Source organism: bacterium (assembly GCA_035530055.1).
GTDB lineage: Bacteria > UBA6262 > WVXT01 > WVXT01 > WVXT01 > WVXT01.
This window is the reverse complement of sequence record DATKVN010000024.1, coordinates 1-26,673: the sequence shown is the minus strand read 5'-3', so window position 1 is coordinate 26,673 and position 26,673 is coordinate 1. Positions and strand designations below refer to the sequence as shown.

39 protein-coding genes are annotated in these 26,673 nt (G+C 42.9%); all 39 read right to left on the bottom strand.

The window, feature by feature from the left end; all coding sequences use genetic code 11:
- Positions 1 to 143: 143 nt before the first annotated feature.
- Positions 144 to 1,550 carry an Rne/Rng family ribonuclease gene (locus VMW39_02710; protein ID HUW22930.1) on the bottom strand — a complete coding sequence of 469 codons (1,407 nt, stop codon included), beginning with the start codon at positions 1,548 to 1,550 and terminating at the stop codon, positions 144 to 146.
- Between the two features lie 151 nt (positions 1,551 to 1,701).
- Positions 1,702 to 2,367, bottom strand: a complete 666-nt coding sequence (locus VMW39_02705) for a TIGR03936 family radical SAM-associated protein (GenBank protein HUW22929.1) — start codon at positions 2,365 to 2,367, stop codon at positions 1,702 to 1,704.
- The gene (locus VMW39_02700; protein ID HUW22928.1) at positions 2,367 to 4,106 is read right to left on the bottom strand and encodes a TIGR03960 family B12-binding radical SAM protein; all 1,740 of its coding nucleotides are present in this window, start codon (positions 4,104 to 4,106) and stop codon (positions 2,367 to 2,369) included. The genes VMW39_02705 and VMW39_02700 overlap by 1 nt, the downstream gene beginning before the upstream one ends.
- Before the next feature lie 103 nt (positions 4,107 to 4,209).
- On the bottom strand, positions 4,210 to 5,514 hold the full coding sequence (rodA, locus tag VMW39_02695) for a rod shape-determining protein RodA (protein HUW22927.1): 1,305 nt from the start codon (positions 5,512 to 5,514) through the stop codon (positions 4,210 to 4,212).
- Positions 5,515 to 5,616: 102 nt separating this feature from the next.
- Positions 5,617 to 7,425, bottom strand: coding sequence for a penicillin-binding protein 2 (gene mrdA, locus VMW39_02690; GenBank protein ID HUW22926.1), 1,809 nt, complete (start codon positions 7,423 to 7,425; stop codon positions 5,617 to 5,619).
- On the bottom strand, positions 7,394 to 7,912 hold the full coding sequence (gene mreD / locus VMW39_02685; GenBank protein ID HUW22925.1) for a rod shape-determining protein MreD: 519 nt from the start codon (positions 7,910 to 7,912) through the stop codon (positions 7,394 to 7,396). The genes mrdA and mreD overlap by 32 nt, the downstream gene beginning before the upstream one ends.
- A complete protein-coding gene (mreC, locus tag VMW39_02680; protein HUW22924.1) occupies positions 7,909 to 8,748 on the bottom strand; it encodes a rod shape-determining protein MreC in 840 nt (279 codons plus the stop codon). Before mreC ends, mreD begins: the two co-directional genes overlap by 4 nt.
- Before the next feature lie 57 nt (positions 8,749 to 8,805).
- Complete coding sequence (locus VMW39_02675) at positions 8,806 to 9,822, bottom strand: rod shape-determining protein (GenBank protein ID HUW22923.1); 1,017 nt, start codon at positions 9,820 to 9,822, stop codon at positions 8,806 to 8,808.
- An 11-nt stretch (positions 9,823 to 9,833) separates the two neighbouring features.
- Positions 9,834 to 10,205, bottom strand: a complete 372-nt coding sequence (gene rplQ, locus VMW39_02670) for a 50S ribosomal protein L17 (GenBank protein ID HUW22922.1) — start codon at positions 10,203 to 10,205, stop codon at positions 9,834 to 9,836.
- A 12-nt stretch (positions 10,206 to 10,217) separates the two neighbouring features.
- On the bottom strand, positions 10,218 to 11,225 hold the full coding sequence (locus VMW39_02665) for a DNA-directed RNA polymerase subunit alpha (protein ID HUW22921.1): 1,008 nt from the start codon (positions 11,223 to 11,225) through the stop codon (positions 10,218 to 10,220).
- A 216-nt stretch (positions 11,226 to 11,441) separates the two neighbouring features.
- The gene (gene rpsD, locus VMW39_02660) at positions 11,442 to 12,080 is read right to left on the bottom strand and encodes a 30S ribosomal protein S4 (GenBank protein HUW22920.1); all 639 of its coding nucleotides are present in this window, start codon (positions 12,078 to 12,080) and stop codon (positions 11,442 to 11,444) included.
- Positions 12,081 to 12,272: 192 nt separating this feature from the next.
- Positions 12,273 to 12,629 carry a 30S ribosomal protein S11 gene (rpsK, locus tag VMW39_02655; GenBank protein HUW22919.1) on the bottom strand — a complete coding sequence of 119 codons (357 nt, stop codon included), beginning with the start codon at positions 12,627 to 12,629 and terminating at the stop codon, positions 12,273 to 12,275.
- A 147-nt stretch (positions 12,630 to 12,776) separates the two neighbouring features.
- A complete protein-coding gene (rpsM, locus tag VMW39_02650; protein ID HUW22918.1) occupies positions 12,777 to 13,169 on the bottom strand; it encodes a 30S ribosomal protein S13 in 393 nt (130 codons plus the stop codon).
- Between the two features lie 47 nt (positions 13,170 to 13,216).
- The gene (gene rpmJ / locus VMW39_02645) at positions 13,217 to 13,330 is read right to left on the bottom strand and encodes a 50S ribosomal protein L36 (GenBank protein ID HUW22917.1); all 114 of its coding nucleotides are present in this window, start codon (positions 13,328 to 13,330) and stop codon (positions 13,217 to 13,219) included.
- Between the two features lie 9 nt (positions 13,331 to 13,339).
- Positions 13,340 to 13,558 carry a translation initiation factor IF-1 gene (gene infA / locus VMW39_02640; protein ID HUW22916.1) on the bottom strand — a complete coding sequence of 73 codons (219 nt, stop codon included), beginning with the start codon at positions 13,556 to 13,558 and terminating at the stop codon, positions 13,340 to 13,342.
- A gap of 18 nt (positions 13,559 to 13,576) precedes the next feature.
- Complete coding sequence (map, locus tag VMW39_02635) at positions 13,577 to 14,326, bottom strand: type I methionyl aminopeptidase (protein HUW22915.1); 750 nt, start codon at positions 14,324 to 14,326, stop codon at positions 13,577 to 13,579.
- 27 nt (positions 14,327 to 14,353) lie between these two features.
- Positions 14,354 to 15,004: an adenylate kinase gene (locus VMW39_02630; GenBank protein HUW22914.1), complete on the bottom strand. Its 651-nt coding sequence runs from the start codon at positions 15,002 to 15,004 to the stop codon at positions 14,354 to 14,356.
- 23 nt (positions 15,005 to 15,027) lie between these two features.
- Positions 15,028 to 16,362 (bottom strand): preprotein translocase subunit SecY, encoded by a 1,335-nt coding sequence (gene secY, locus VMW39_02625; protein ID HUW22913.1) that lies wholly within the window; start codon positions 16,360 to 16,362, stop codon positions 15,028 to 15,030.
- 11 nt (positions 16,363 to 16,373) lie between these two features.
- Complete coding sequence (gene rplO / locus VMW39_02620) at positions 16,374 to 16,820, bottom strand: 50S ribosomal protein L15 (protein HUW22912.1); 447 nt, start codon at positions 16,818 to 16,820, stop codon at positions 16,374 to 16,376.
- A gap of 11 nt (positions 16,821 to 16,831) precedes the next feature.
- On the bottom strand, positions 16,832 to 17,326 hold the full coding sequence (gene rpsE / locus VMW39_02615; GenBank protein ID HUW22911.1) for a 30S ribosomal protein S5: 495 nt from the start codon (positions 17,324 to 17,326) through the stop codon (positions 16,832 to 16,834).
- 314 nt (positions 17,327 to 17,640) lie between these two features.
- The gene (rplR, locus tag VMW39_02610; protein HUW22910.1) at positions 17,641 to 18,000 is read right to left on the bottom strand and encodes a 50S ribosomal protein L18; all 360 of its coding nucleotides are present in this window, start codon (positions 17,998 to 18,000) and stop codon (positions 17,641 to 17,643) included.
- Position 18,001: 1 nt separating this feature from the next.
- Positions 18,002 to 18,571: a 50S ribosomal protein L6 gene (gene rplF, locus VMW39_02605; protein HUW22909.1), complete on the bottom strand. Its 570-nt coding sequence runs from the start codon at positions 18,569 to 18,571 to the stop codon at positions 18,002 to 18,004.
- A gap of 5 nt (positions 18,572 to 18,576) precedes the next feature.
- Complete coding sequence (gene rpsH / locus VMW39_02600) at positions 18,577 to 18,975, bottom strand: 30S ribosomal protein S8 (GenBank protein ID HUW22908.1); 399 nt, start codon at positions 18,973 to 18,975, stop codon at positions 18,577 to 18,579.
- A gap of 13 nt (positions 18,976 to 18,988) precedes the next feature.
- Entirely contained in the window at positions 18,989 to 19,174 is a 186-nt protein-coding gene (locus VMW39_02595; GenBank protein ID HUW22907.1) for a type Z 30S ribosomal protein S14, read from the bottom strand.
- A gap of 279 nt (positions 19,175 to 19,453) precedes the next feature.
- Entirely contained in the window at positions 19,454 to 19,999 is a 546-nt protein-coding gene (rplE, locus tag VMW39_02590) for a 50S ribosomal protein L5 (GenBank protein ID HUW22906.1), read from the bottom strand.
- A gap of 10 nt (positions 20,000 to 20,009) precedes the next feature.
- Complete coding sequence (gene rplX, locus VMW39_02585) at positions 20,010 to 20,321, bottom strand: 50S ribosomal protein L24 (GenBank protein ID HUW22905.1); 312 nt, start codon at positions 20,319 to 20,321, stop codon at positions 20,010 to 20,012.
- Between the two features lie 36 nt (positions 20,322 to 20,357).
- Positions 20,358 to 20,726 carry a 50S ribosomal protein L14 gene (gene rplN, locus VMW39_02580; protein HUW22904.1) on the bottom strand — a complete coding sequence of 123 codons (369 nt, stop codon included), beginning with the start codon at positions 20,724 to 20,726 and terminating at the stop codon, positions 20,358 to 20,360.
- Position 20,727: 1 nt separating this feature from the next.
- The gene (gene rpsQ, locus VMW39_02575; GenBank protein ID HUW22903.1) at positions 20,728 to 20,994 is read right to left on the bottom strand and encodes a 30S ribosomal protein S17; all 267 of its coding nucleotides are present in this window, start codon (positions 20,992 to 20,994) and stop codon (positions 20,728 to 20,730) included.
- Between the two features lie 11 nt (positions 20,995 to 21,005).
- Entirely contained in the window at positions 21,006 to 21,212 is a 207-nt protein-coding gene (rpmC, locus tag VMW39_02570) for a 50S ribosomal protein L29 (GenBank protein HUW22902.1), read from the bottom strand.
- A gap of 40 nt (positions 21,213 to 21,252) precedes the next feature.
- Positions 21,253 to 21,663: a 50S ribosomal protein L16 gene (gene rplP / locus VMW39_02565; GenBank protein ID HUW22901.1), complete on the bottom strand. Its 411-nt coding sequence runs from the start codon at positions 21,661 to 21,663 to the stop codon at positions 21,253 to 21,255.
- Complete coding sequence (rpsC, locus tag VMW39_02560; protein HUW22900.1) at positions 21,641 to 22,414, bottom strand: 30S ribosomal protein S3; 774 nt, start codon at positions 22,412 to 22,414, stop codon at positions 21,641 to 21,643. The genes rplP and rpsC overlap by 23 nt, the downstream gene beginning before the upstream one ends.
- Before the next feature lie 4 nt (positions 22,415 to 22,418).
- A complete protein-coding gene (gene rplV, locus VMW39_02555; protein ID HUW22899.1) occupies positions 22,419 to 22,763 on the bottom strand; it encodes a 50S ribosomal protein L22 in 345 nt (114 codons plus the stop codon).
- 173 nt (positions 22,764 to 22,936) lie between these two features.
- Entirely contained in the window at positions 22,937 to 23,224 is a 288-nt protein-coding gene (rpsS, locus tag VMW39_02550; GenBank protein ID HUW22898.1) for a 30S ribosomal protein S19, read from the bottom strand.
- Between the two features lie 2 nt (positions 23,225 to 23,226).
- The gene (rplB, locus tag VMW39_02545; protein HUW22897.1) at positions 23,227 to 24,048 is read right to left on the bottom strand and encodes a 50S ribosomal protein L2; all 822 of its coding nucleotides are present in this window, start codon (positions 24,046 to 24,048) and stop codon (positions 23,227 to 23,229) included.
- 208 nt (positions 24,049 to 24,256) lie between these two features.
- A complete protein-coding gene (gene rplW, locus VMW39_02540; GenBank protein HUW22896.1) occupies positions 24,257 to 24,547 on the bottom strand; it encodes a 50S ribosomal protein L23 in 291 nt (96 codons plus the stop codon).
- Complete coding sequence (gene rplD, locus VMW39_02535) at positions 24,548 to 25,171, bottom strand: 50S ribosomal protein L4 (GenBank protein HUW22895.1); 624 nt, start codon at positions 25,169 to 25,171, stop codon at positions 24,548 to 24,550.
- A 27-nt stretch (positions 25,172 to 25,198) separates the two neighbouring features.
- On the bottom strand, positions 25,199 to 25,903 hold the full coding sequence (rplC, locus tag VMW39_02530; protein ID HUW22894.1) for a 50S ribosomal protein L3: 705 nt from the start codon (positions 25,901 to 25,903) through the stop codon (positions 25,199 to 25,201).
- 28 nt (positions 25,904 to 25,931) lie between these two features.
- On the bottom strand, positions 25,932 to 26,240 hold the full coding sequence (gene rpsJ / locus VMW39_02525) for a 30S ribosomal protein S10 (protein ID HUW22893.1): 309 nt from the start codon (positions 26,238 to 26,240) through the stop codon (positions 25,932 to 25,934).
- Positions 26,241 to 26,462: 222 nt separating this feature from the next.
- Positions 26,463 to 26,673, bottom strand: a 211-nt coding sequence (gene tuf, locus VMW39_02520; GenBank protein ID HUW22892.1) for an elongation factor Tu, incomplete at its 5' end; no start/stop codon positions are given.

Here is a 26,673-nt window from a genome sequence, read left to right as displayed (position 1 = left end):
AGTAGCAAACTCACTTCCGGAAAGGAAAAAATTGTTACTACGGGGTAATATAGAGGCAAAGCTTACGCTTTGCGGCTACAAAAGACAACTGTAGAAAAAAGTACCTGTCACTTTTTTTAAAAAATGACTCTGCCCCTTTTTTTTTATGGAGTGATATTAAATTCTTCTACGTGTAGTTTATAATCGGGTCTGATTTTTATTATCTTACCGGTCATTTTACAAATTTGTTCTACTTTTTTATCGTCGAATAGAGGAGCAATCCTGGGATTCATAAACACATTAAGATATTTATTCCCTGTTTGGGCGGCAGTTCTTAAAATTTCTTTCTTAATCTTTATAAACATAGTCTTTTCTGAAAATACTAATCCACTGCCTGCACAGTAAGGGCAGGGCTGACAAAGTATATCAATGATACTTTCCCTTCTCCTCTGACGGCTCATTTCCACCAGTCCCAGCTTGGTAATGGGTAGCAAATCTATCTTCGCTTTATCCCTCAGAGTCTGTTGGTGTAGAATATCCATAACTTTATCTCTATTTTTTCTCTGTTTCATCTCAATAAAATCTATAATGATTAGTCCTCCGATGTTCCTCAGGCGAACCTGCCGCATAATCTCCTCAGCTGCCTGGCAATTGGCGAGGAAGGTTGTCTCTTCCAGACTTTTTCCCCCGGCGAACCTACCTGTGTTGATATCAATCGCAGTCAAAGCCTCTGCTTGCTCAATGATAATTGAACCTCCACAAGGCAATATAATTTTCTGGTCTTTCATTTTGGACAGCTGCTTTTCCAAATTGTGCATCTCAAAAAGTGGCGATTTCTTCTTATAGAGACGTAACTTCCTTAGAAGACGAGGATCTGTCATCTTCACATAACTTCTGACTTGTTTATACTCCGTCAGGGAATTTATGATTAGACTGTCTACTTCCTCAGTAAATAGTTCTCGCGCTACATAAAAGATTAGACCAAATGCCTTGTGCACAAGATATCCTTCCCCAATTATCTCTTTCTTTTTCTTTATTATCTGCCACAAATCCAAAAGATACTTACATTCGCGAATTAAATCCTTTCTGCGATGACCGCTGGCTTCTGTGCGCACAACAAATCCTGCTCCTTTTGGAATAATCTCTTTAATTATTTCTCTTAATCTCCTGCGTTCCTTATCATCCAGGATTCTCTTGGATATCCCGATATGCTCGACGTTGGGCATGAACACAAGATACCTTCCAGGAAGGCTTATCTCGGCTGTGGCCTTTGCTCCTTTGGCTCCAATTGACTCCTTTACTATCTGAACCAATAAACGATCGCCCTTGTTTATCTGTCTCTTATCCGGTGGAATATCCCCTAAGGGGAGAAAAGCATTCTTCTCCAACCCTAAATCCAGAAAAGAAGACCTGAGTCCCTTTAGAATATTCACCACTTTCCCCTGATAGATATTTCCCACTAAACTCTTTTCCTCTATTCTCTCAATGAATAACTCAACGAGATGCCCATCTTCAACCAGAGCAATTCTCACTTCATCTTCAGATACATCAACTATTATTTCTTTTTTCATATAATTTTCTCCTTTAAATAGTAAATAGGGACAGCGACCATTTTTCTAAGAAAAAGGGTCAGCCTCCGTTAGACCCCATTTTTCACTGGGGGGTGAAAAGAGAAGAAAGAGTAACCTCTCATTTTTTAGAAAAAAGGTCGCTGTCCCCTTTTTAAAATAAGAATTTCTCTCTGGTAAACTCGACAAAAGCTAAATCTTTCTCCTCCACTCCCAGAAGTGTCTTGATGATTATTCTGGGATTGAAATTGAAACCCCCTCTTACCTTCAGCAACAGTCTAATGTTCCAGTCTTTCTCCATTTCTATACTTAAAATTAGAGGGCGGACATTTATTCTCCTTCCCTTCTTATTTATAAGGAGAATCTCTTCTTTATCCAGAAAATTTCTTATCTTTACTTCTATATCTTCCTTGTTTGCTTGACCCGGAACTGTGGATTTCCCAAAAAATTGCTGAAGATTAATTCTATATGTAACCGTTTTTATCTTTACATTGTTGGACTTACCGAACAAGGGAAGTTTTTCCATATCGCGAACAGTCAGTCCCTCGGGTAATTCTTTCTGTAGATTACCTGTCGAACTGGAAATGTCTATTTTCTTATCCAGATATAGTTCTATATATTCAGCCTCACTGGCGAATCCTAAAGGAAGAGCAGGTGAAAAAGAACATTTAATCCGCGGATTAAATCCCTGAGTGTAACTTACTGGTAAGTTGGCTCTTTTGAGGGCGCGAAAGAACGTATGCATTAAGTCCAGATGCCCTATATAACGAATGGGCCCTTTTTTGCTATATTCTATTCTAACTCTTTGAACACTGTTCATTATGCCATCCTGGAATTAAGTATTGTGTCCCTAGAATTCGGATGTCCCCAGAATTCGAGATGACTCCAGGGTAATATTTCCTCAGAGTCTCTCTTTCGATAGACATAGAAGTCGGGGTCAATAGAACACTTGGAGAAAGCTTCCTGCCAGACAGGGAAACGAAAATGTTCTTTCCACTGGTCAAATTTACAACCCATTTCCCAGGCCTTTTCCAGAACCATTCCCAGTCTCCTATCTCCCCTGCTGAACACAGCTTCTAAAAAAGAAGATTCCACAATATGACCCTTAACCTGGGCGGGAAGTCGGCGAGAAAGATAATCCTTTTTCCTTCTCAATTCTGTAAGCTTTTCCATAGGGAGCAATTGGAAAGAAGTATGTGGTTTGGGAACAAAGGGAGCAATGGTTATGTTAAAGTTTAAGTTTTTGTGTCTCTTCTTTAGTTCTTTTACCAGTTCTATTATCGCTTCAATATCCTCTTCTTCTTCAGTAGGCAGACCAATCATAAAGTATAATTTCACCAGCCTCCAGCCAGCATTATAGGCCTGGGAAATGGTAGAAGTGAACTCTTCATCACTAATTTTCTTACCAATTAATTTGCGCAATCTTTCACTTCCTGTTTCCGGGGCAAAAGTTAATCCTGTCTTCCTAATCTTTTGAATCTGGATTGCCAGAGCGAGGGAAAACTTATCCGGTCTTAGAGAAGGTAAAGAGATGGAAGTGTGATTCTTTCCAAAGCAAGCTAAGAATTCACCAATAAGTTCCTCAATTCCAGGATAATCGGTAGAGGAAAGGGAGGTTAGAGACATCTCATCATAACCAGTCGATTTTAAAGAGACTTTAGCAATTTCCAGCAATCTCTTTTTGGGCCTTACCCGGCAAGGTCCATATACTGCTTGGCTTTGACAGAAGCGGCAACTATGGGGACAACCTCGCTGTATCTCTAAGTTCAACCGATTCTGTGATATATCGATTAATGGTACCAGTGGCGCCAGAGGATAGTGAGAGGTCTCCAGGTCTACTACTCTCTTATCTATCCTTTCGGGGATTCCATCTTCTTTCCTCTCCATCCGTTGGATAGTGCCATCTTCTTTATAATTTACTTCATATAACGATGGTACATAGACTCCGGGAATCTTTGCCAGTGCTTTAAGGAACCCATTTCCCTTATTTCTAAACGCAGACTGAAGTCTGCTACTCCACTTCTTATAAGTTTCTATAATTTCTTCTATTACTTCCTCCCCGTCTCCCAGGACAAAAGCATCAATAAAATCGGCTAAAGGTTCGGGATTAGAAACAGAAGGACCACCCGCTATTATTAAGGGAAATTTCCCATTTCGGTTCCGGGAACGAAGGGGAATGTTTGCTAAATTTAAGATGTTCAAAACATTGGTATAGGATAATTCGTGCTGTAGAGTAAAACCAATAATATCGAAATCCTTAAGAGGTTTCTTTGACTCCAGGGAAAAAAGAGGAATTTCTCTATCCTTCAATATCTCTTCCACATCTAATCCCGGGGCATAGACCCTTTCAGCAAGTGAGTCTTGCCTCTGGTTAATAATAGAATAGAGAATTTGTAGTCCCAGGTTAGACATGCCCAGTTCATAGATATCAGGGTAACATAAAACAACTTTTACCTGGGCGCTTTCCCAATCTTTATGGACTACATTCCACTCATTACCCATATACCTGCCCGGTTTAGAAACAAACGGTAAAATGTCGTCCAGCACGGTCTTTTCCAAATTCTAACTCCCCCTCATCCCTGGCCGTGGCCCAGAATGGGCAGGCGCACGGGCAGGCCTAACCCTCTCCCCAGAAGGGAGAGGGGAGTTGCTACGAAATAGTTTACCAATACGTAAGGCGGCGACTGTAGATATTCAAAAGAATCCCTGCCCCAGCCATATAAGTAATCAGGGCAGAGCCTCCATAGCTGACAAAAGGTAAAGGAAGCCCGGTAATCGGCATAATTCCCATAGTCATTCCCAAATTAACAATAATCTGGAAAAGGAACATAGCCACAATGCCCCCTGCTAACAGGCTTCCAAAACGGTTCCTTGCCAGGGAAGCAATTCTTATTGCCCGCAAGAGCAAAATGGAGAAGAGTAAAATCAACAAGCCAGCGCCAAGAAATCCCATTTCCTCCGAAAAGAGGGAGAAGATGAAATCTGTATGTTGCACTGGAAGAAAACCCAGTTTCCCTTGAGTTCCTGTTAACAGCCCCTTCCCCAGGAAGCCACCTGAACCAATGGAGATTTGGGATTGAATTATATGGTATCCGGCACCTAATGGGTCGATGGACGGTTTAATGAAGCAGACCAATCTCATCTTCTGATACTCTTTTAGAAAGAGGTCTAAAGGATAAGAAAGCATAATTCCACCGGAGACAACTAAGGAAGTGAACAGAAAATGGTTAACCCCTACACGAAATTTAAGCCTGGATAAGACATAACAGACGAGCCCAATAACTGCAATAACGACTATTATAAAGCCAAGAGTGGATCCAAGGTTACTGAAAATTCTGGGAAAAAAAGTCTTATTTTGAGAGTCGAGAGCCAAAAGTAAAGGAATTCCTGAAGCTAAAATTCCCATAGAGATAAAGGATACGAGATAGATTACCTTCGCTCCTCCAAGATATAACATTGCCAAAAATATTACCAGAAAGACCAGAGCCGAGCCCGGGTCGGGTTGCAATACAATAAGTGCCACAGGGACAAGAACTAACAAGAAAGGAACTATCAGTCCGGAAATTCTCTTCACCGCCTCGGGATAATTGGTTAGGTGTTGAGCGAGCATAATAATCAGACCGAGCTTGGCGAACTCAGCAGTCTGAAACGTGAGATTCCCAATAGGAAGCCAGCTGCGGGCGCCATGTGCACTCTTACCGAATAATAGAGTGAGAACTAATAGAAGAAGTGAAAATAGGTATATCCATTTCCCATACTGACTGAATAACTGGTAATTTATACCCATTACAACTATTATTACTGCCATCCCCAGGAGAGCATAAAAACCTTGTCTTGCATAGAAAGGAGTTTTCGCCGGGCTTCCATACATTGCACTATAAATCATTAAACAGCCAATGGCAACAAGGAGAACCATGGCAAAAAATAGATAGTAATCGAATCTTACAGAAATGTCTTTAAGGCGCATATTCTAAACGCTCCGATAAACGCAGACTTAAAGTCTGCTACTCCAAACGCTCCGATGAATCGGAGCTACTCCTTTTAGAAAAAATAGAGTTGACCCCATTTTTTAGTCTTTATAGACGAAAATTTCTGGTTCTTTCTCTCCCTTAAGAGTAAATATTCCATTCAATATCTGTCTGGCTAAAGGTGCAGCCGCACTAGCTCCATGCCCCCCGTGTTCCACCAGGACGGCTAAAGCAATTATGGGAGCCTCTTCTGGCGCATAGCAGATAAACCAGGCGTGGTCTTCCCCATGGGGATTCTCCGCAGTTCCCGTCTTGCCCGCCACACTCAATCTTTTAAACTTTACTACCTGAGAAGTGCCGGAGAGAACAGCTTCTCTGAGTCCCCTTCTTACGATGGAGAGTGTCCCCGAAGAAATTTTCACCTCTCCCATCACTTCGGGCGGGAAAGTCTTAATTACATTCCCCTGCCCATCAATTATTTTCTTAACAATAAAAGGTTTATAAATTATACCTCCATTAGCTACCAGACTAATTAAACTTGCCATCTGTAGAGGACTAACTTCCAGATAACCCTGACCAATGCTCATATTAGCTGTATCACCAGGATACCACCGTTCACCAAAATTTATCTTTTTCCAGGTGGAATCCGGGACGAGACCCCTTGCCTCTGAGGGCAGGGAAATGCCAATTTTTTCCGCCAATCCCAGCATGCGAGCGTATTTTGCTATCTTGTCCCCACCCACTTTTAAACCGAGCTGATAGAAAAATACATCACAAGATTTAGCAATCGCCTGAACAATGTGCAAACGACCATGCCCTTTTTCTCTCCAACACTTAAACTCTCTATTTCCGATTTGCAAGCTCCCCCGGCAGCTCATAGTCTCATCTACACTGATGACTCCCTCTTCCAGAGCAGCTATGGCGGTAATAATTTTAAATAGAGAGCCAGGAGCATACTGACTTTGAATTGCCCTATTGAACATAGGAAGTCCTGGGTCGGTAAATAACTCCTGGGTGCGAGATGGAGTGAGACGTTCGGTAAACAGATTGGGGTCGAAATCGGGTTTACTTGCCAGGGCTAAGACCTCTCCATTGGCAGGGTTAATTACACAGATTGCACCTGCTTTACCCTTCAGGGAATCCTCACAGAGCTTCTGGATTCTCTCATCAAGGGTCAGAATTAGACTATCGCCTTCCTCAGGCAAGACGCTACTAATTATTCTAATCTGGCGACCCCTGGCATCCATCTCTACCTGTCGACCACCACTTCTCCCGCGTAAAGAACTATCATAAATCTTCTCTACGCCAGATTTTCCGATAATATCCCCCAACCTGTATCCAGCCCTAGATAGAGCTCGTAGCTCCTTTGGTCCGATTTCTCCTAGATGACCCAAAAGATGGCTGGCGAAATTTCTGTGTAGATAATGGCGTTTAGGTTGGACTTCAATATTTACACCAGGAAGGTTAACTTTCTCCTCTGCCAGGCAGAAGACCTTGGGGCGGGGAACGTTCTCAGCCAGAAGGATATTTAGTGGCTGGCGAATCGAAGAGTGCACTTTTGCTAATATCGAATGGTAGTCCAAATTTAGAATCTCGCCTAATTTTTTAAGTATCTCTTCCGTTTCCTCGCGGGTCAAACTGGTGGGTGAGAAGAGAACCGAAAAGGACCCTATATTCTCCACCATAACTTTGCCATTCCGGTCGTAGATAATTCCCCGGGGAGCAGGGTCGAAAAAAAGCTGGATACGGTTGGCTTCGGAAAGTTTGTAAAGTTCCCCTTTTTTGATTATTTGCAGGCTGAATAGCCTTATGAAAAGAATGGCAATAACGGCGATTGTAAAATATCTAAACCAGACCAGAGATCTCTGGAGTTTCGCCTCAAATTGCCGATCGATCTCGCTCTGGTGCATAAACTCCTCCCCCCCACAACTTTTCCCATTGTTCTATTATCCAGAATAATAAAGGAGCCAGGAGACTATTATAAACGGGATAAAAAATAACTGCAAAGAACGGCACCTGAGGTGGGGATTGACCAAAGAAAATTTTTATCCAATACATACTCCAATACTGAAAAAGACAGGCAAAAAATACCACAAATATCTGGCTCATGGGATTTCCTCTAACCAGTCTTTTTTGGAATGTTCCCACAGAAAAGCCAATCAGGGTCTTAATTAAACAGTTAGCCCCAAAGAGCCCAAAAGCAAAGAGGTCCTGAAGCAACCCTAAAAAAAACCCGATGGGAATCCCCAATGTAGGACCATGCTTCAGCGAAAAGTAGACCACTCCTATTAGTATCAGGTCGGGAGTTACATTTCTTATGGCTAAGTGACGGAGAAGGACAATCTGAATTGTTACAAATAGAAGGAGGGATACCAAAAAGAAGATATATCTTTTCATTTTTTAATTATCTGGACGTCCTCTAACTGATTTATATTTATCCGGGGAACTACCCGCGCCCTCTTCTCCAATCCTCCCACCCCCCTTAGAACTTCCGCCACCGAACCAATAACCACTCCTGCAGGAAATGTTCTTCCCATACCGGAAGTTATGATTAGGTCGCCAATTTCCAAATCCGCAGTGGGAGATAGATATTTGAGCAAAAGAAACCTCTTTCCTGTCCCGGCAATCACTCCTTTCTCCCTGCTTCTCTGAACCATGGCCGCCAATTCACTATTGGCATCGGTTATCAACAGAACCTTACTCATATTAGGTCCGGACTCACTAATCCTGCCCACTACCGCCATTCCATTCAAACGCAGACTAAAGTCTGCTACTCCAGGATCTTGTGGATTTTCTCCTTCCTGCCAGGCAACTATAGGTGTATCTTTTTCAAATCCCTGATTTATTCCTTTATCAATGAGTAAAGCAGAAGAGAACAGGGAAGGAGTCCATCCTACCACTCTGGCTGAAACCAGTTCATAAGGAGTTTCCTCCTGGTAATTGAGGATTCTCTTTAACCTCTTGCTCTCAGAAATGGTTTCCTGAAGCTTTTCCTTTTCCTGGAGAAGAGAAGTTATTCTCTCCTGGAGGATTTTATTTTCTTCACGAGCAGAAACGAGCTGAGATATGCTCCTCCCAATTCGACCAGTTTCACTCAATAGCTTACTTACTATCCTGGGATTGGGAGCCAATAAATATAAGAAAAGAGCTCTGCCTACTTTAACTGTCCGACCCGTGCGAAAAATGAGAAGTAAAAGGGAAATGGATAGATAAATTATTAATAGCCTGAGCAATTTATGTTTCTCTTTGAGTAGCACCTAAATCACCAAGTAAGACAAATACTATATTTTTTATTTCCTCTGTTTTATTTTTTCCAGTTCTTCCAGATAGGTGCCAGCTCCCAGGACTACGCAGGTTAGTGGGTCAGGGGCGAGATTGACCGGAAGTCCAGTCTCTTTGCTTAATAGTTCAGGGAGCCCGGAGAGCAAAGCTCCCCCTCCTACCAGAATAATCCCCCGGTCAACAAGGTCAGCAGACAACTCGGCAGGAGTATCTTCTAATGTATCCTTGATCAGGTTTAGAATGATCTTGATTGGGCCTTTTATTGCCTCGTGCATCTCTCTAGAAGAAACCTTGACAGTTTTGGGCAAGCCTGTAGCAAGATCGCGCCCTTTAACTTCAATTGTCTTCTCTTCTTTCTCCGGCAAAGCAGAACCAATCCTGATCTTTGTTTCTTCGGCTGTTCTTTCTCCGATTAATAAATTTCTTTCCTTTTTAAAATAGCTTATAATCGCTTCATCCACTTCATCACCAGCTACTCGAACTGACCTGGAAAGCACCATGCCTCCTAAAGAAATAACCGCCACTTCTGTCGTGCCCCCTCCAATATCCACTACCATATTCCCCGCTGGGTCTTGAACGGGAATTTCAGCACCGATAGCTGCAGCCATTGGTTCATCGATCAAGTGTATTTCTCGTGCTCCCGCCTGTTCAGAAGCATCCCTAACCGCACGCCTTTCCACTTCAGTAATACAGGAGGGAACTCCAATCACTATCCGTGGATGGAGTAAGCTCCGTTGGTTATGCACCTTCTTTATGAAATGTCGAATCATTTTCTCTGTTACTTCAAAGTCGGCAATAACTCCATCCCTCATCGGACGAAAAGCAGTTATATTGGCAGGCGTTTTCCCTATCATCTTCTTGGCTTCGGTGCCCACCGCTAAAATATCTCCTGTATCTTTATTGATTGCTACTACTGAAGGTTCCCAGAGGACAATACCTTGCCCTTTCACATATACAAGGGTAGTAGATGTTCCCAGGTCTATCCCCATATCATTGGAAAATAATCCTAAAAGGAAATTAAACATCTTTTCCTCCTTTATTCCGCCTTCTCCAGAGGACCGCAAAGCTTAACCAAATCTACTCTCGCTCTATCCCCTTGTCGATAGCCCAATTTAATAATTTTCGTATAGCCCCCTTCTCTCTCTTTAAATCTCGGTACCAAAGTCTCAAATATTTTATTGATTACCTCTTTATCTTTAATCTCCTTGTTTACTTCTCGAAAACTACTCAACCCACCTTTTTTTGCCCTGGTAATCACCTTCTCAGCGAACCTTCTCAGTTCTTTGGCTTTTGCTTCTGTGGTTATAATCTGTTCATGCCTGAATAGTGCTGTGGCAAGACTAATCAACAGTGCTTTACGCCCGCTTGTAGTGCGACCCAATTTTCTTCCAGCTCTTCCTTCAGGCATATATGGATTCCTTTACTTTTTCTCTTTCTTTTTATCCTTTTCAGGGATAGCCATTCCCAGGGATAGCTCCACCCCTTTCTGTTTGCCCAATTCGGTAATCTTTTTCTTTATTTCATTTAAGGACTTCTTCCCGAAGTTTCGGAAACCCAGTAATTTATCCTCAGTCTGTTTTACCAGATCTTCGATAATCTTGATTTTGGCGCGATTTAAGCAATTTATAGAACGGACAGTTAGCTCTATGATATTCACCGGAAGAGCTAAAACGCTCTCCAAGACTTCCTCGGTCTTCTCTTTCTCCGGCGGTTTCTCCTCTTCTTCGGATTGCTCCTCAAAACCGATAAATATATTCAGCGAATCTTTCAAAATTTTAGCTGCGTAAGCTAAAGCATCGACCGGTTTTACGCTGCCGTCAGTCCATATCTCCAGAATCAATCTATCGTAATCGATTGATCGGCCCACGCGAGCATTTTCCACATTATAGTTTACTCTTAACACTGGAGTAAAAATTGCGTCAACAGATATCACGCCTAGTTCTTGATTGGCGCGGGGATTCTGTTCAGCAGGTAAGTATCCGCGACCCTTAGAAATTTCTATTTCCATCTCCATGTTGGTATCTTTGTCCAGAGTGGCTATATGGGTAGAGGGGTTTAAGATTTCGATATTACTATTTAACTCAATGTCTTTTGCTGTTACTTCTCCTTTTTTTGTTGCCTTTAAATATGTCCTTTCTGGCCCTTCACTGTAGAGTTTGAATCTGAGAGACTTCAAGTTTAAGATTATCTGGGTAACATCTTCAACCAACCCAGGTATTGTGGAAAACTCATGCATCACTCCTTTAATTTTCACGCCAGTAACTGCTGCGCCTTCCAACGAAGAAAGCAGAATCCTGCGTATCGAATTTCCAATCGTATGACCGTACCCTTTCTCGAATGGTTCGGCCATAAACTTACTATAAGTATCGCTGCTACTCTCTTCATCACATATAAGTTTTCTTGGCATCTGGAAATCTTTAAGCCTCATATTACCTACCCCCTAAAAACTATGAATTATGAATCATAAATTAACATTCAAAGAACCAAAATTTGCAATTAGGTTTTCTTCATAAAGATATTGTTGTAAATGGTAGTCGCAGGCTTCAGCCTGCGTGGAGTAGCAGACTTCAGTCTGCGTACATAAACGCAAACTAAAGTTTGCGACTACCTAATTTGATTTTTTCAACAATATCTTAATCATAATTTACTTGGAATATAATTCCACAATTAGCTGTTCTTGAACTGGAATAGAAATCTCTTCCTTCTTAGGAAGTTCTAATATTCTCCCTGTACTGGTTGACTGGTCGAATTCTATCCAAGCGGGAAGACCCCGCTCCTTAGCCTTTTCCTGCGCAACCTTAACAATTTCCAGCTGTTTACTCTTTTCATCTAAAGAGATTCTGTCACCAACCCTCACCTGATAAGACGGAATATCGACACATCGCCCATTCACTCTTGTATGTCGGTGCCTGACTAACTGACGGGCCTGATTTCTGGAGGAAGCAAATCCCAGACGAAAAACGATATTGTCCAGCCTACATTCCAATAGCCTCAGAAGATTTTCACCAGGCAATCCTTTTTCGCGTTCCGCTTTTTTAAAATATTTACGAAACTGTTTTTCCAGAACTCCCGTCATTAGCCGGGCCTTCTGTTTCTCTTTTAGTTGCATTCCGTACTTGGATAATCTCGTACGCGTACGTATACGAACCTGTTTCCGGCCCTTAGAAACAGCAGCCTGTCTCTCAACTGGACACTTAGGGGAAAAACACCTCTCTCCTTTCAAGAACAACTTTATCTTTTCCCGACGACATAATTTACATACTGAACCACGATATCTGGCCACTATTACCTCCTAAAAATAAAAAAGTGATAGGTACTTTTTTCTCCAAAAAATCTGGAGTCCTTACGAAAGCAAGGGATTTTTCCCTCCCTTTCGGGAGGATTCCAAACCTTTCTACGTCAAGAAATTCCTAAGCGATGAACCCCGCCCCTCAGAGAGGGGCTGGGTGAACAAACTATTTTTAAATTTTATCCTTTACACTCTTCTCTGTTTTGGTGGACGGCAACCATTATGGGGAATTGGCGTTATGTCTTTAATGCTGGTAATTTCCAATCCCGCTGATTGTAAGGAGCGAATAGCTGTTTCCCTGCCCGAGCCGGGTCCCTTCACGAGGACAGCAACCTGCTTCATACCCTGCGCAATTGCTTTTCTGGCAGTAGCTGTGGCTGCTAATTGGGCAGCGAAGGGAGTCCCCTTACGGGCTCCTTTAAAGCCCGCGGTTCCAGCCGAACCCCAGGCAATAGCATTTCCACTCCTGTCAGTTATGGTAATTATGGTATTATTAAAGGTAGCCTGAATATATACTCTGCCTTCAAGGATATGCTTGGCCAACTTCTCCTTCGTTGGAGTAGCTTTCTTTTCAGCCACAACCTTTTCCGTAGGAGCCGTTTTCTTCTCATCCGTAGCCTTTTTTGTGGAAGCAGTTTTCTTCTCAGCCATAGCCTTTTTCGCTGGAGTAGCTTTCTTATCAGTCATATTTTATTCTTTTTCCTCCTTTACCTCCTCTTTTTTGACAGTACCCACCGTCTTCTTTCTGCCTCGCTTGGTGCGAGCATTAGTCTTTGTTCTTTGACCCCGTACGGGTAATCCCCGACGGTGGCGTATGCCTCGATAGGACCCGATATCAATCAATCTCTTAATGTTTCCCTGAACAGTTCGCTTAAGCTCCCCTTCCACTCGGAAATTCCTCTGGATTATTGTCTGTATGGCGTTAATTTCACTTTCCGTCAGGTCTTTTACCCTGGTACTAGGGTTGATTCCTGCCTCGCGGAGAATCTCATTGGAGGAATTTCTCCCAATTCCATAAATATAAGTTAAACCAATTTCAACTCTCTTCTGCGAAGGCAATTCCACTCCTGCTATACGAGCCATACATTACTCCTTTCTCCCTCATCCAGCCCCTCCCTGAGGGGCGGGACTCATCCTTGCTTCTGTTTATGTCTTGGGTTGGTGCAGATTATTCTTATTACTCCTTTTCTCTTAATTATTTTACATTTCTTACATATCGGTTTAACGGAAGCCCTTACTTTCATTGACAACCTCTATTTATAACGATAAACTATCCTTCCTCTAGTCAGGTCATACGGAGAAAGTTCTACCTTAACCTTATCTCCAGCCAGTATCTTAATGAAATGCATTCTCATTTTTCCGGAAATGTGAGCTAAAATCCGGTGGCCCTTATCCAGCTCAACTCTGAACATAGCATTAGGTAAAGCTTCGATGACTATTCCTTCTACTTCAATCTTTTCTTCCTTAGGCATAGACCCTCCTAAATGTGACTAATGCAGTTTCGTAAGTATCTCCGGGCCGTTATCTATAATGGCTATAGTATGTTCAAAATGGCAAGACAAACTCCCATCAGTAGTAACAACTGTCCAGTTATCATCAAGAGTTTCTATCTCATATCTCCCTGCATTAACCATAGGCTCAAGGGCAAAGACCATGCCTGCCTTCAAGTAGGGACCAGTAGACCTCTTCCCAAAATTGGGAATTTGTGGTTCCTCATGCATTTTCTGTCCAATTCCGTGGCCTACTAAGTCCCTGACTATAGAGAAGCCATTACTTTCAGCACATTCTTGAATTGCTGAAGATATATCGTAGAGTCTGTTGCCCGGCACCATTTGACTAATTCCAGAAACTAAAGCACTCTTAGTAACCGTTATCAACCTTTGGGCATCTTTAGATATATTTCCCACAGGTAGAGTTATGGCCATGTCGCTATAGTAACCCTGGTAAATAACTCCAAAGTCGATGCTGATAATATCTCCCTCACGCAACCTGTAGCTTCCGGGAATTCCATGAACTATCTGGTCATTAACCGAAGTGCAGATGGAGGCGGGAAACCCTTGAAAACCCAGAAACGCCGAATGAGCTCTATGCATTCTTATTAACGTAGAAGCAACTCTGTCCAACTCCCTTGTAGTTACTCCCGGCTTTACCTTTTCTGTTAACTTCTGGGAGAGCTGGGCAGCAATTTGGCCACTTCTTCTCATTTTCTTTATTTCTTCAGGAGATTTCAATATAATCATACATAGTTAACCGGAACTTCTGGGTCTTCAACTGCCACCATCCAGCACTTTACATAAGTCCTCAAAGACTTCATTTATTGACCTATTGGCATTAATTTTTACCAGAAGACCCTGCCTTTGATAATATTCAATAAGAGGGAATGTCTGCTTCTCATAAGTCTTCATCCTCTCTCTTACCGTCACTTCCTTATCATCTTCACGCTGGGACAATTGCGTCCCACATTGGTCACATAAACCGAGAGTATGTGGCGGATTAAACACCAAATGGAAAGTGGCTCCACAGCGAGGACAAGTCCTCCTGCCACTCAATCGTTTAACTGCCTCCTCCTCACTTAGCTCCAGGTAAAGAACGCGATCGATGGCTATATCACTCTCTTGGAGAAAACCGTTTAACGATTCTGCCTGGGGAAGTGTGCGGGGAAAACCGTCCAAAATGAATCCTTTCCCACAATCCTCTTCTCCCAATCTTTTCTTTACGATTCCCACAGCAATCCTATCAGGAACCAGCCTGCCCGAGCGGACAATCTCTCGAGTCTCTCTATCCAGACAACCTTCCTCTCTCAAGCTCGCTCTCAGGATGTCTCCACTGGAAACATGAGGAATACCATATTTTTCTGCAAGCCTTTTCGCCTGGGTGCCCTTACCACTCCCAGGAGGACCTAAAAGAACCAACTTCATAACCAAAAAATCCCAATTATAGATTACTTAATGTTAAAATATCTTCCTTTTATCTTCCCCTTCTTCATAAACCCTTCATAATGGCGCATAATCAGATGAGATTCTATCTGTCCTATAGTGTCTAAAGCAACACCCACTACAATCAGTATTGCGGTTCCTCCAAAAATAGTGGCAAGCATGGGCGGAGCGTTAACCCAGCTTATAGGATATTGTGGGAAAATCGCAATACAGACCACAAATAACGCACCTGCCAGAGTGATTCTGGTCAATACCCGGTCAATATAGGAAGCTGTCGATTGTCCAGGCCTTATCCCCGGAATAAAACCACCCCACTTCCTCATATTATCAGCCAGATCCTTAGGATTAAATGTAATCGCCGTATAGAAGTAACAGAAGAATATAATCATACCACCATACATAATGGTATAAATCCACTGCCCGGGTCGCAGAAAACCACTAATTTTCTGCATAAGCCCGACATTGGGAAAGAACTGGGCAATGGTTGCCGGGAACATCATTATAGCCACAGAAAATATGACTGCAATTACTCCCGATTGGTCTACCTTAAGAGGAAGGAATGTGGATTGTCCTCCATACATCTTGCGTCCAACAATTCTTTTGGCATACTGTACGGGAATCTTCCTCTGAGCCTGCTCCACCCAGACTACAATGGCAGTAATAGCAAATACCAATGCTGCCAAAAACAGGACTCCAAAGAGGGTCATCTCTTCACTTTGGAATAGACGAAAAGTATTCCCCACTGCTACCGGCAACCGGTCTACGATGCCGGCAAAGATGATAAGAGATATTCCGTTCCCCACACCCCTCTCGGTAATCCGCTCTCCCAGCCACATAATAAACACAGTCCCCGTGGTTAAAGTCAAAATAGTCATCAATTGGAAACTGAGGCCGGGATTCTTTACTACAGCAGCTCCGGTTGGCGCTTTCATCGTTTGCATCCAAAAAGTCAATCCGAAAGCTTGGATGGCGGCTATGACCAGTGTGGCGTAACGGGTTATCTGAGTAATCTTTCTTCTACCAAATTCTCCTTCTTTAGACAATCTTTCAAGATAGGGAACGGCTGTCTGCAGGAGAGACATAATAATAGAAGCGTTAATGTAGGGCATAATACCTAAAGAAAAAATAGATAACCTGTTGAGAGCTCCTCCGGAGAACATATCTAAAAAGCCGAACAGAGTTCCCTTTTGAGTCTCAAAAAAAGCTTTCAACGCTGAAGCATCGATTCCTGGAGTAGGTATAGCTGCTCCTAGCCTATATACTGCTAAAATTCCCAGAGTAAATAGTACCTTCTTCTTCAATTCTGGTATTTTAAAAATATCGGCTACGCTCTTTAACATTACTAATTCTCCTATTTCCCTGAAATTTCCACACTGCCCCCGGCTTTTAAAATCTTCTCTCGGGCACTCTTGCTGAAGTCAGTCACTTTCACCTTCAACTTTTTTGTTATCTCCCCACTTCCCAGAATCCTTATCGGCAAATCCTTTTTTACCAATCCCCTCTGTTTAAGGGTAGAAGGGGTAACTTCCTCATTATCATTAAACTTCTCCTCAAGATTTCTAACATTCACTATGTTATATTCTTTCTTGAAGATTCTGGTAAATCCCCTCTTGGGGAGACGCCGAATAAGTGGCATCTGACCTCCTTCGAAACCGAGGCGGACTCCTCCCCCTGATCGGCTTTTCTGTCCTTTATTTCCCCGACAGCTTGTGCCACCGTGACCTGAACCCGTGCCCCGGCCTACCCTCTTCTTCTTGTGTCTACTGCCAATATTAGGAGTGAGCCCTGAAAGTTTCATTTCTCCATCCTTTATAATTCTTCTACCTTCTTGCCTCTAAGTTCTGCAACCATGGCCTTCGTCCTCAGACTTTCCAGTCCTTGCATTGTAGCATAGACTACATTGATTGGATTATTCGACCTAAGCGATTTAGTGAGAATATCCTTTATGCCCACTGCTTCCACTACTGCCCTTACCGGACCACCCGCTATTATCCCTGTTCCCGGGCTAGCAGGCTTTAACAGCACCCGGCCAGCTCCAAAGCGACCGATTACCTCATGAGGAATCGTGGCGCCCTTCAAGGAAACAGCAATGAGGTTCTTTTCCGCTCTTACTGTGCCTTTCTGAATAGCAGCCTGAACTTCTTTTGCCTTGCCCAGCCCACAACCCACATAACCATTCCCGTTTCCCACAACTACCAGAGCGGTAAAGCCAAACCGTTTACCTCCCTTAACTACTTTAGCCACTCTATTGATATTTACAACTGTCTGGTTCAGTTCTAAACCTTCTGCACTAATCTTTGCCAACTTATCTCCTCTCTATCTCTCACCTAATATTTGAAAAATAGTTTGTGAAGAGCTCTTGGAATTTCAGCCAAAAAACGAGGACGACTTATACCCCTAATGCGAGGGGATTTGGTGTAGCGAGCATTAGAATTTTTAGCCAAAAATCGAAGAAAAGAGTTTAGCCGAAACTGACCGCAGGGAATTTCGGGAAACTCCTGAGATTTTTGGCGGTGCTCTAAGAGCAAAAAATTGTCAGCGAGCGAACCAAATCCCGAGCATATTCCTTGGCGATGAACCCCGCCCCTCAGAGAGGGGCTGGGTGAACAAACTATTTTTCAAAACTCTAATCCACCTTTGCGGCAAGCCTCAGCCAGACTCTTTACTCTCCCATGGTAATCGTATCCACTCTTGTCGAATGCCACTCTCTTAACACCTGAGGCTTTCGACTTCTCAGCGATTAGTTCTCCCACCAGAGTTGCCGCTTGGCTCTTCTTCAATTTCTCAATTTTCTTCTTGATTTCAGGAGAGAGCGTGGAAGCGGCCACAATTGTCTTCCCACGCTGGTCATCTACTATTTGGGCATAAATGTGCCGTAAGCTCCTGTAGACACATAATCTAAGATGAGATTTCATTCCGAAAATTTTCTTTCTCACTCTCAGGTGTCTACTTTTTCTTCGAGCCGAACGAGTAATCAAACTATTTCCCTCCTTTAGTAGGAGCCCCAGCACTTACTGCGGCAGCTTTGCCCACCTTCCTTTTGATATGCTCATCTATATATCGTATCCCCTTCCCCTTATAAGGCTCAGGCGGTCTGAACCTCCTTATCTCAGCAGCAACTTCACCCACCAGTTGCTTATCAATCCCGGAGACCATAATTTGTGTCTGCTTTTCCACTTTTATCTCAATTCCCTCAGGTAATGGAAATTTTACAGGATGAGAATAACCCAATTGTAAATTTAACACTCTACCCTCTAACTTTGCTCTATAACCCATGCCTATAATAATCAGTTCTTTCCGAAAACCTTTAGTTACTCCTATAATCAGATTATTAATAAGACTGCGAACCAATCCATGGAGCGAACGATAGTATTTATTATTGGAAAGCCTTTCTACAAAAATTTGACCATCCCTTTTAGTAACTTTTATTTTGGGATATAGGTTTTGAGTTAGTCTTCCTAAAGGACCAGTCACTTCGACGAGGTCACTGCTTATTTTTACTTCCACCCCCTCTGGTACGGCAATTGGTTTTTTACCTATCCTGGACATTTCCCTCACCAAACATAACAGATTACTTCTCCGCCAAGCTTTGTTTCCCGACACCTCTTATCAGTCATCACTCCCTGAGAAGTTGAAATAATCGCTACACCAAGTCCCCTATATACCCGGGGAAGCTCATCAGTCCTACAATAAAACCTCCTCCCGGGTCGAGAAGCTCGCCTCATCCCTTTAATAACCCTCTCCTGCTTTGGGGTATACTTTAAATAAACTCTCAAAATCCCCTGTTTGCGGTCGGAGATAAACTTATAATTAGCTATAAATCCTTCTTCTTTTAGAACTTTTACTATTTTCTCTTTTAACTTTGATGCGGGAATATCTACTTTCCCCTTCCTCTTCTGATTGGCATTACGAATCCTTGTAAGCATATCTGCAACAGGATCAGAAATAGACAATCTATTCCCTCCTTTACCAGCTGGATTTTGTCACTCCCGGGATTTCTCCCTGCCGCGCCAACTTACGAAAACAGATTCTGCACAGCGCAAAGTCGCGCATATATCCTCGCGCCCTACCGCAAAGACGGCAGCGATTATATTTTCTTGTACTAAACTTTGCTGCCCGTTTGGCCTTAGCAACTAAACTTTTCTTCGCCAAAAAGCCCTCCCTCTGTAAATCAGACATTTAAAAATAGCTTGCGAAGAGCTCTTGGAATTTCAGCCAAAAAACGAGCACGGATTCTCCCTAATGCGAGGGGATTTGGTATAGCGAGCATTAGAATTTTTAGCCAAAAATCGAAGATTAGAGTTTAGTCCCGCAAAGACGGGATAAACTCCTGAGATTTTTGGCGGTGCCCGCAGAGCAAAAAATTGTTAGCGAGCGAACCAAATCCCGAGCATATTCCTCAAGCGATGAACAAACTATTTTTAAATTCTATCACCCCTTCTTTCGAAAAGGCATACCGAAAAGACTCAATAACTCATATGCCTCATCTATATTTTTGGCTGTGGTTACTATGCTCACGTTTAACCCTTTGACTTTACCAACTTTATCTATATTAATCTCAGGAAAAATTATATGCTCCTGAATTCCCAGGTTATAATTTCCTTGACCATCGAATCCATCACGGGAGACCCCCCGAAAATCACGAACCCTAGGCAATGTCACATTAATCAAACGGTCCAGAAACTCATACATCACAGCTCCATGGAGGGTGACTTTGCAACCTATGGGCATTCCCTGACGAAGTTTGAAGTTGGAAATCGACTTTTTTGCCCTGGTCACAATAGGCTTCTGTCCCGTTATTGTTGCTAACTCTCCCACTGCTTCGTCCAAAACCTTAATATCCTCCTTTGCTGTGGAAACCCCTGTATTGATTACTATCTTATCTATTCTGGGCACTTCCATAATATTCTTATATTTTAGACGTTCTATCAGTTGAGGAACAATCTTTTTCTTATATAATTCTTTTAATCGCGCCATTTTGCTTTCCCTATACTATCATTTCTCCACATCTTCGGCAAACCCTTATCTTCTTACCATCGCTTAAGTGGTCTATCTTTACTCGAGTAGGCTGGTCACATTTAGGACAAATCAACTGTACATTGGAAATATGAATAGAAGACTCTTTTTCTGTAATTCCCCCTGGCGTAGTCTGTGTTGCCCGGGTATGCCTCTTTATAAAATTTATCTTGCTTACTATCACTCGGGAAGTCACGAGAAACACTTTCAGGACTTCACCTGTTTTACCTTTGTCTTTACCCGTCTTTACTACTACCTTATCCTTCTTTCTAATCGGCAACATATCAATTTCCCCAGTGTATGAATGAACGATTAAACATTATACTACTTCAGGAGCCAGAGAGATTATCTTGGTGAATCCCTTATCTCTCAGTTCACGAGCAATTGGCCCAAAAATTCGAGTTCCCTTGGGCTCGTTGTTGTCGTCCACAATTACTGCACCATTTTCGTCAAATTTGACATAGGAACCATCGGGTCGGCGTATCCATTTCCTCATTCTAACAATCACTGCCCTTACCACCTCACCCTTCTTAATCGTAGCGCCTGGCAAAGCATCTTTTACTGAAGCCTTAATTATATCACCCATTCCTGCATATCTCTTCCTAGTTCCGCCCAGAACTCCTATGCAGGTAATTTTTCTCGCTCCTGTATTGTCAGCTACATTTAATCGAGTGCGCAGCTGTATCATGTCAAATTTCCTCTGCCTTCTTCAGTATTTCCAAAACTCGCCACCTCTTTCTTTTACTCAAGGGTCTGGTTTCGGCAATTCTCACTTTATCTCCTATGTGCAATTCGTTCTTGGGGTCATCCACCATAAATTTCTTTCTTCTTTTAATAACCTTTTGATATTTAGAATGCCTGAACAATCTCTCCACTGTTACTATTCTGGTCTTCTCCATCTTATCACTAACCACTTTACCAATCCTGATCTTGCGTTTCGCTTGACCTTCTCTCATCCTCTCTCCCTTTATTCTTCTTTTTCTTTAGACAGTTTACTTTCTGCCAGAACTGTCTTAATCCGTGCAATATCCCTGCGGAAAAGCCTAATCTCCAGGGGATTCTTTATTTTACCTGAGGCGTTTTTGAATCTTAACTGAAATAGTTTCTGCGTAGTCTCGTTCAACCTCTGCTCTAATTCGGCTACACTCAATTCTCGCAATTTGCTCGCTTTCATTTTTCTTTCCCATTATCCCTTTCAAACATTAGAAATTTTATCATTCTCCCCTTGCTAAAAACGCTGTCTTTACCGGCAACTTATGACCTGCCAGCTCCATCGCTGTTTTTGCCTCAGACCGGTTGACTCCCTCGATTTCAAAGAGAACTCTTCCAGGCTTAACCACAGCTACCCAGCCAGCCGGGGCACCCTTCCCCTTTCCCATGCGAGTCTCTGCTGGTTTTTTGGTAATTGCCTTATCCGGAAAAATTCTAATCCAGACCTTTCCGCCCTTCTTTAAAGAACGAGTCAAAGCTACTCGCGCAGCCTCAATCTGTTGCGCTGTCACCCAGGCGGGTTCCAGAGCCAGTAATCCAAACTCGCCAAAATTTATTTTATTTCCGCGTAAAGCTATGCCCTTCATCCTTCCACGCTGCGTCTTACGATACTTAACTCTCTTGGGCATTAGCATCTGTGTTCACCTCATCCTTTTCACTCTTCTTTACTTTCTCTTCCTTCTTTTCTTTTTCTACTTTCTCTTCCTTCTTTTCTTTTTCTTCCTTATAAGCAGGCTCGCCAAGTTCCTCCTGTTGATCTTTTTTGGTGAGCTCTTCCTTAAAAATCCAAACCTTAACTCCGATCAGACCATGTGTGGTAAAGCTTTCAGCAAAGCCATAATCGATATCGGCTCGAAAAGTCTGCAAGGGAATACGTCCCTCTTTCTGCCACTCGGTACGGGCTATCTCTGCCCCGCCAAGACGACCACTAACACATACCTTAATCCCCCCTACTCCACCCTCCATTGCTCGCAAAATCGCCCTCTTCATTATTCTCCGATAAGGCATCTTCTTCTCCAACTGCAGGGCAATCCCTGCAGCCACAACCTGAGCGTCCATCTCGGGTTTCCTTATAGGGATAATGTTAATAAACACCTTTTGATCCGTCATTTCTTCTAAGTCCGTTCTTAAATTCTCAATATCAGCACCTCTCTTGCCAATCACCACTCCTGGCCTTGCCGTATGGATATCCACTCGTAAAGATTTACCCGCCCGCTCGATTATTGTTTTGCCCACTCCACTTTGATGAAGCTTCTTTTTAATAAACTCCCGTATAGTTATATCTTCGTGGAGCATTTGACTAAGGTTCTTCCCTCCAAACCATTTTGCACTCCATGTCTTAATGAAACCAAGACGAATTCCAATTGGATGAACTTTTTGTCCCAATTTTCTACCTCCTCGCAGAAACCTTACGACTTTCCACAACTATATATATATGGCAAGTTTTCCTTTTATAGATCGCTGCTCGACCCATAGCCCGAGGCCTCATACGTTTTAACACAGGGCCTCCTCCAACATAAGTTTCCGCAATATATAAATTCGGTTCGTCTCCAGGTGTTCGAGTATTAGCCACTGCTGACTTCAATACATTCTCCACAGCCTTAGCCGCCCGGCGGCGAGTAAATTTTAAAATTTGATAAGCCTCCAATATTCCTTTACCTCGAATCAAATCTAAGACCCGCCCGACTTTCCTGGGACCTAACCTTACAAATCTGGCTATTGCCCTTGCTGCCACTCGATACCTCCAACCCCCTACTTCCGCTAAAGCGGAAGTTTAGGCTATAATCGGGCGACCGTAAAGGTCGCCCCTACGCGACTATGTGCTACAAGCACATAGTTTCCTAATAAAGTCCCGATGTATCGGGACGTTATAATTGCGAAGCTTCGCTTCGCTACTCCTAACTTCTATTAAGTTAGCGCCGTGACCTCTTTAGTATGGGCGACGCCATGGCCCCTAAAAAATCTGGTGGGAGCAAACTCTCCTAACCGGTGGCCCACCATATTCTCAGATAAATAGACAGGAATGAACTTCCTTCCATTATAAACTGCTATAGTATGCCCAACAAATTCTGGGGTTATTACCGAACTTCTTGCCCATGTCTTTATTACCTTCTTTTGACCGGAGGCATTCATGTTTTCAATCTTTTTGAGAAGATTCTCATCCACATAGGGGCCTTTTTTTGTAGACCTGGACACTTTTACTTTCTCCTTTTCAAAATTAGTGCGTCAGATTTTTTCTTTTTTCTCGTTTTGAAACCTTTAGATAGTTGTCCCCACGGGGAGCGAGGTAAATTATGACCTTTGCTTTTCCCCCGTCCACCTCCCATCGGATGGTCGGTCGCATTCATTGCTACTCCCCTCACTGTTGGTCGAATACCCAGATGGCGTTTGACTCCTGCACTCCCCAATTCAATACTTCCATGTTCAATGTTTCCCAATTGCCCAATAGTAGCTCTACAATCGAGAAGGGCAAGTCGAATTTCTCCAGAAGGGAGTTTCAATTGAGCAAATCTGTCTTCTTTAGCAACTATCTGGGCAGATGACCCGGCACTTCTAGCCATCTGGCCACCAGAACCTGGACTTAATTCGATATTATGAACCATCAAGCCAACAGGTATGTTTCTTAAGGGAAAACTGTTACCTATAGTAATAGGGGCAGAATCTCCACTCTCCACAGTATCACCCACTCGCAAGCCGAGAGGCTGAAGAATGTATCTCTTCTCCCCATCAGTGTATTGCAAAAGAGCAATTAGACAAGAACGATTGGGGTCGTATTCTATAGCCAAAACCTTGGCCGGGATGTTAAACTTATCTCTCTTAAAATCGATAATTCTATACCTTCGTTTGTGCCCGCCTCCCTGATGCCTCACCGTAATCCGTCCAGAAGCATTCCTTCCTCCATGGGAACGCAAACCAACAGTTAGCGATTTCTCCGGCTTGGTTTTGGTAATTTCATCTCTGGCCACTCTGGTAGTGAACCTGCGAGCTGGCGATGTAGGTTTATATTTCTTTATTGCCATTTCTTTCCCCTCACCTAACAACATTTAAAAGATGGTTTGTGAAGAGCTATTGGAATTTTAGCCAAAAAACGAGGACGACATTTTCTCCTTCAAGCAAATCACTGTTTGATCCCGATTTATCGGGAGAGTTTTGATTTGCGCCCTGCAAAGTCCGAAGTTTTTTGGCGTTAAGAAATTCCTTAAGCGATGAACAAACCATCTTTTAATCCTACGCCCCTTCAAACATTCTTATAGTATTTCCCGGTTTAAGGGTAACCACTGCTTTCTTTCTTTTCGGTCTATATCCTTCGTGAATTCCCAGTTTCTTCTTTTTACCTCTGAGATTGAACGTATTTACTTTAATCACTTCTACCTTGAAAAGCTCTTCCACAGCTCTCTTAATTTCAGTCTTGTTAGCCTTAAGAGATACAAATAAAGTGTACTTGTTTTCCTCTGCCCGAAGAGTTGTAGATTTCTCTGTCACCAATGGACCCTTAATTATCTGATATGGATCAAACATTCAGGATAATCCCTCCACAATAGCTCCTATGGCATCGCGAGTAATAATTATTTTCTCATAATTTAAGAGGTCGCGTATATTGATGCTTTGAACGGTAATCAATTTAACTTTGGGTAAATTAGCGAAAGCCCTCGACAAATTTGCATCCTTGCCTTTTGCAATTACCAGAGCTCCCATCAAAACATCCATCTTTTCCAATAGCGCTTTTGCTTTTTTAGTCTTTCCCTCTTCCAGCATTAATGAATCTATAACTCTAAGTCTATTCTCACGGATTTTTTCTGATAATATCTGTTTTACGGCACTTCTTCTCTTCTTTTTAGGAAAAGCTATCTTGTATGAACGGGGCTTGGGGCCAAAAGTAATCCCTCCGTGTCGCCAGAGAGGCGATCGATTACTTCCTACCCGCGCCCTGCCTGTGCCCTTTTGCCGCCAGGGTTTAGCTCCCCCTCCGGAAACTTCTGCTCTCGTCTTAGCGGAAGCTGTCCCCTGCCTGGCCGTCGCCAACTGACTGACCAAAGCCTCATGAACCAATCCTGGATTGACCTTCTTTCCAAAAATTTCCTCGGGCAAGCTAATCTTACCCACATTTTCTCCCTTAGAGTTGAGTAGATCCACTTCTGGCATTAATTCCTCTTCTCCACATACGAGCGTTTAACTTTGTTTTTTCTGTTTTTCTTGTTTTTCTTGCTTCTCTTGTGGTTCTTGTTTCTCCTGTGTCTCCTGCTTCCTCTGTTTCTTGCTTTTCGATATGACCAAAAAACCTTTCTTAACCCCGGGAATAGCTCCCTTTACTAAAATTAGACTCTCTTCCGGGATAATCTTTACTACTTCCAGTTTCTTCGTCACAGTCGAATTTCCACCCATCCTTCCAGGCATCTTGGTCCCAGGCATAACTCGCGAGGGGAATGAACTTGCGCCAATCGAACCAACCCTTCTGTGATGCTGTGAACCGTGAGAAGCAGGGCCACCTTTAAATCCCCAGCGCTTTACACCACCCGCAAAGCCCTTTCCTTTTGAAGTGCCCTTGACATCTACATAATCTCCAACTTTAAACATGTCTACCCTGATCTCCTGGCCAAGTTGATATTCATCCACATTCTCAACGCGAAATTCCCTCAAATATTTTAGAGAGCCAACCTTTGCTTTCTCGAAATGGCCTCTTTCTGGTTTATTTAAGCTTTTTTCTTTTCTTTCCCCGTAGCCTAACTGGATAGCATTATAACCTTCTTTTGAATCACTCTTCTTCTGCACTACGAAACAGGGACCTGCCTTAATCACTGTAACAGAGAGAGTTTCCCCTTTCTCAGAAAAGACCTGGGACATTCCCACTTTCTCACCAAGAATTCCTACCATCATTCACTCCGCATTCTTCCTTGCTGTTTTTCTAAAGTTTTATCTCTACGTCTACCCCAGCGGGAAGATTTAATTTCATAAGTGCGTCTATTGTTTGAGGAAGTGGCTCAAGTATGTCCACAAGCCTCTTGTGAATTCGCATTTCAAACTGTTCTCTCGACTTCTTGTCTATATTGGTAGACCTGAGAACCGTATACTTACGAATCTTAGTGGGCAACAGAATCGGTCCGGAAATTTTCGCTCCGGTCCTCTTAGCTGTTGCTACAATCTCCTTTAGAGACTGGTCAAGCATCTTGTGGTCATAAGCCTTAAGCCGTATCCTTATCCTCTGACTAGCCATTCGTTAACTCCAATCCTTCCTATTAACAATTAACTCGGGACATTTGAAAGATAGTTTGTGAAGAGCTATTGGAATTTCAGCCAAAAAACGAGGACGACTTCTTCTCTTTCAAGCAAATCACTGTTTGACGAGCGAAGCGAGGAGTTTTGATTTGCGCCTCGAGAGTCCGAAGTTTTTTGGCTTCAAGAAATTCCTTAGCGATGAACAGACTATCTTTTAAATTTACTTTATTACTTCTGAAATTACTCCTGCGCCAACAGTGTGTCCGCCTTCCCTGATGGCAAACCTCAATTCCTTCTCCATAGCTATGGGAGTTATCAACTCTGCCTCAATGCTCACATTGTCTCCAGGCATCACCATCTCTACTTTCTCAGGAAGTTTCATCACTCCCGTTACATCTGTTGTCCGAAAATAGAACTGCGGACGATACCCC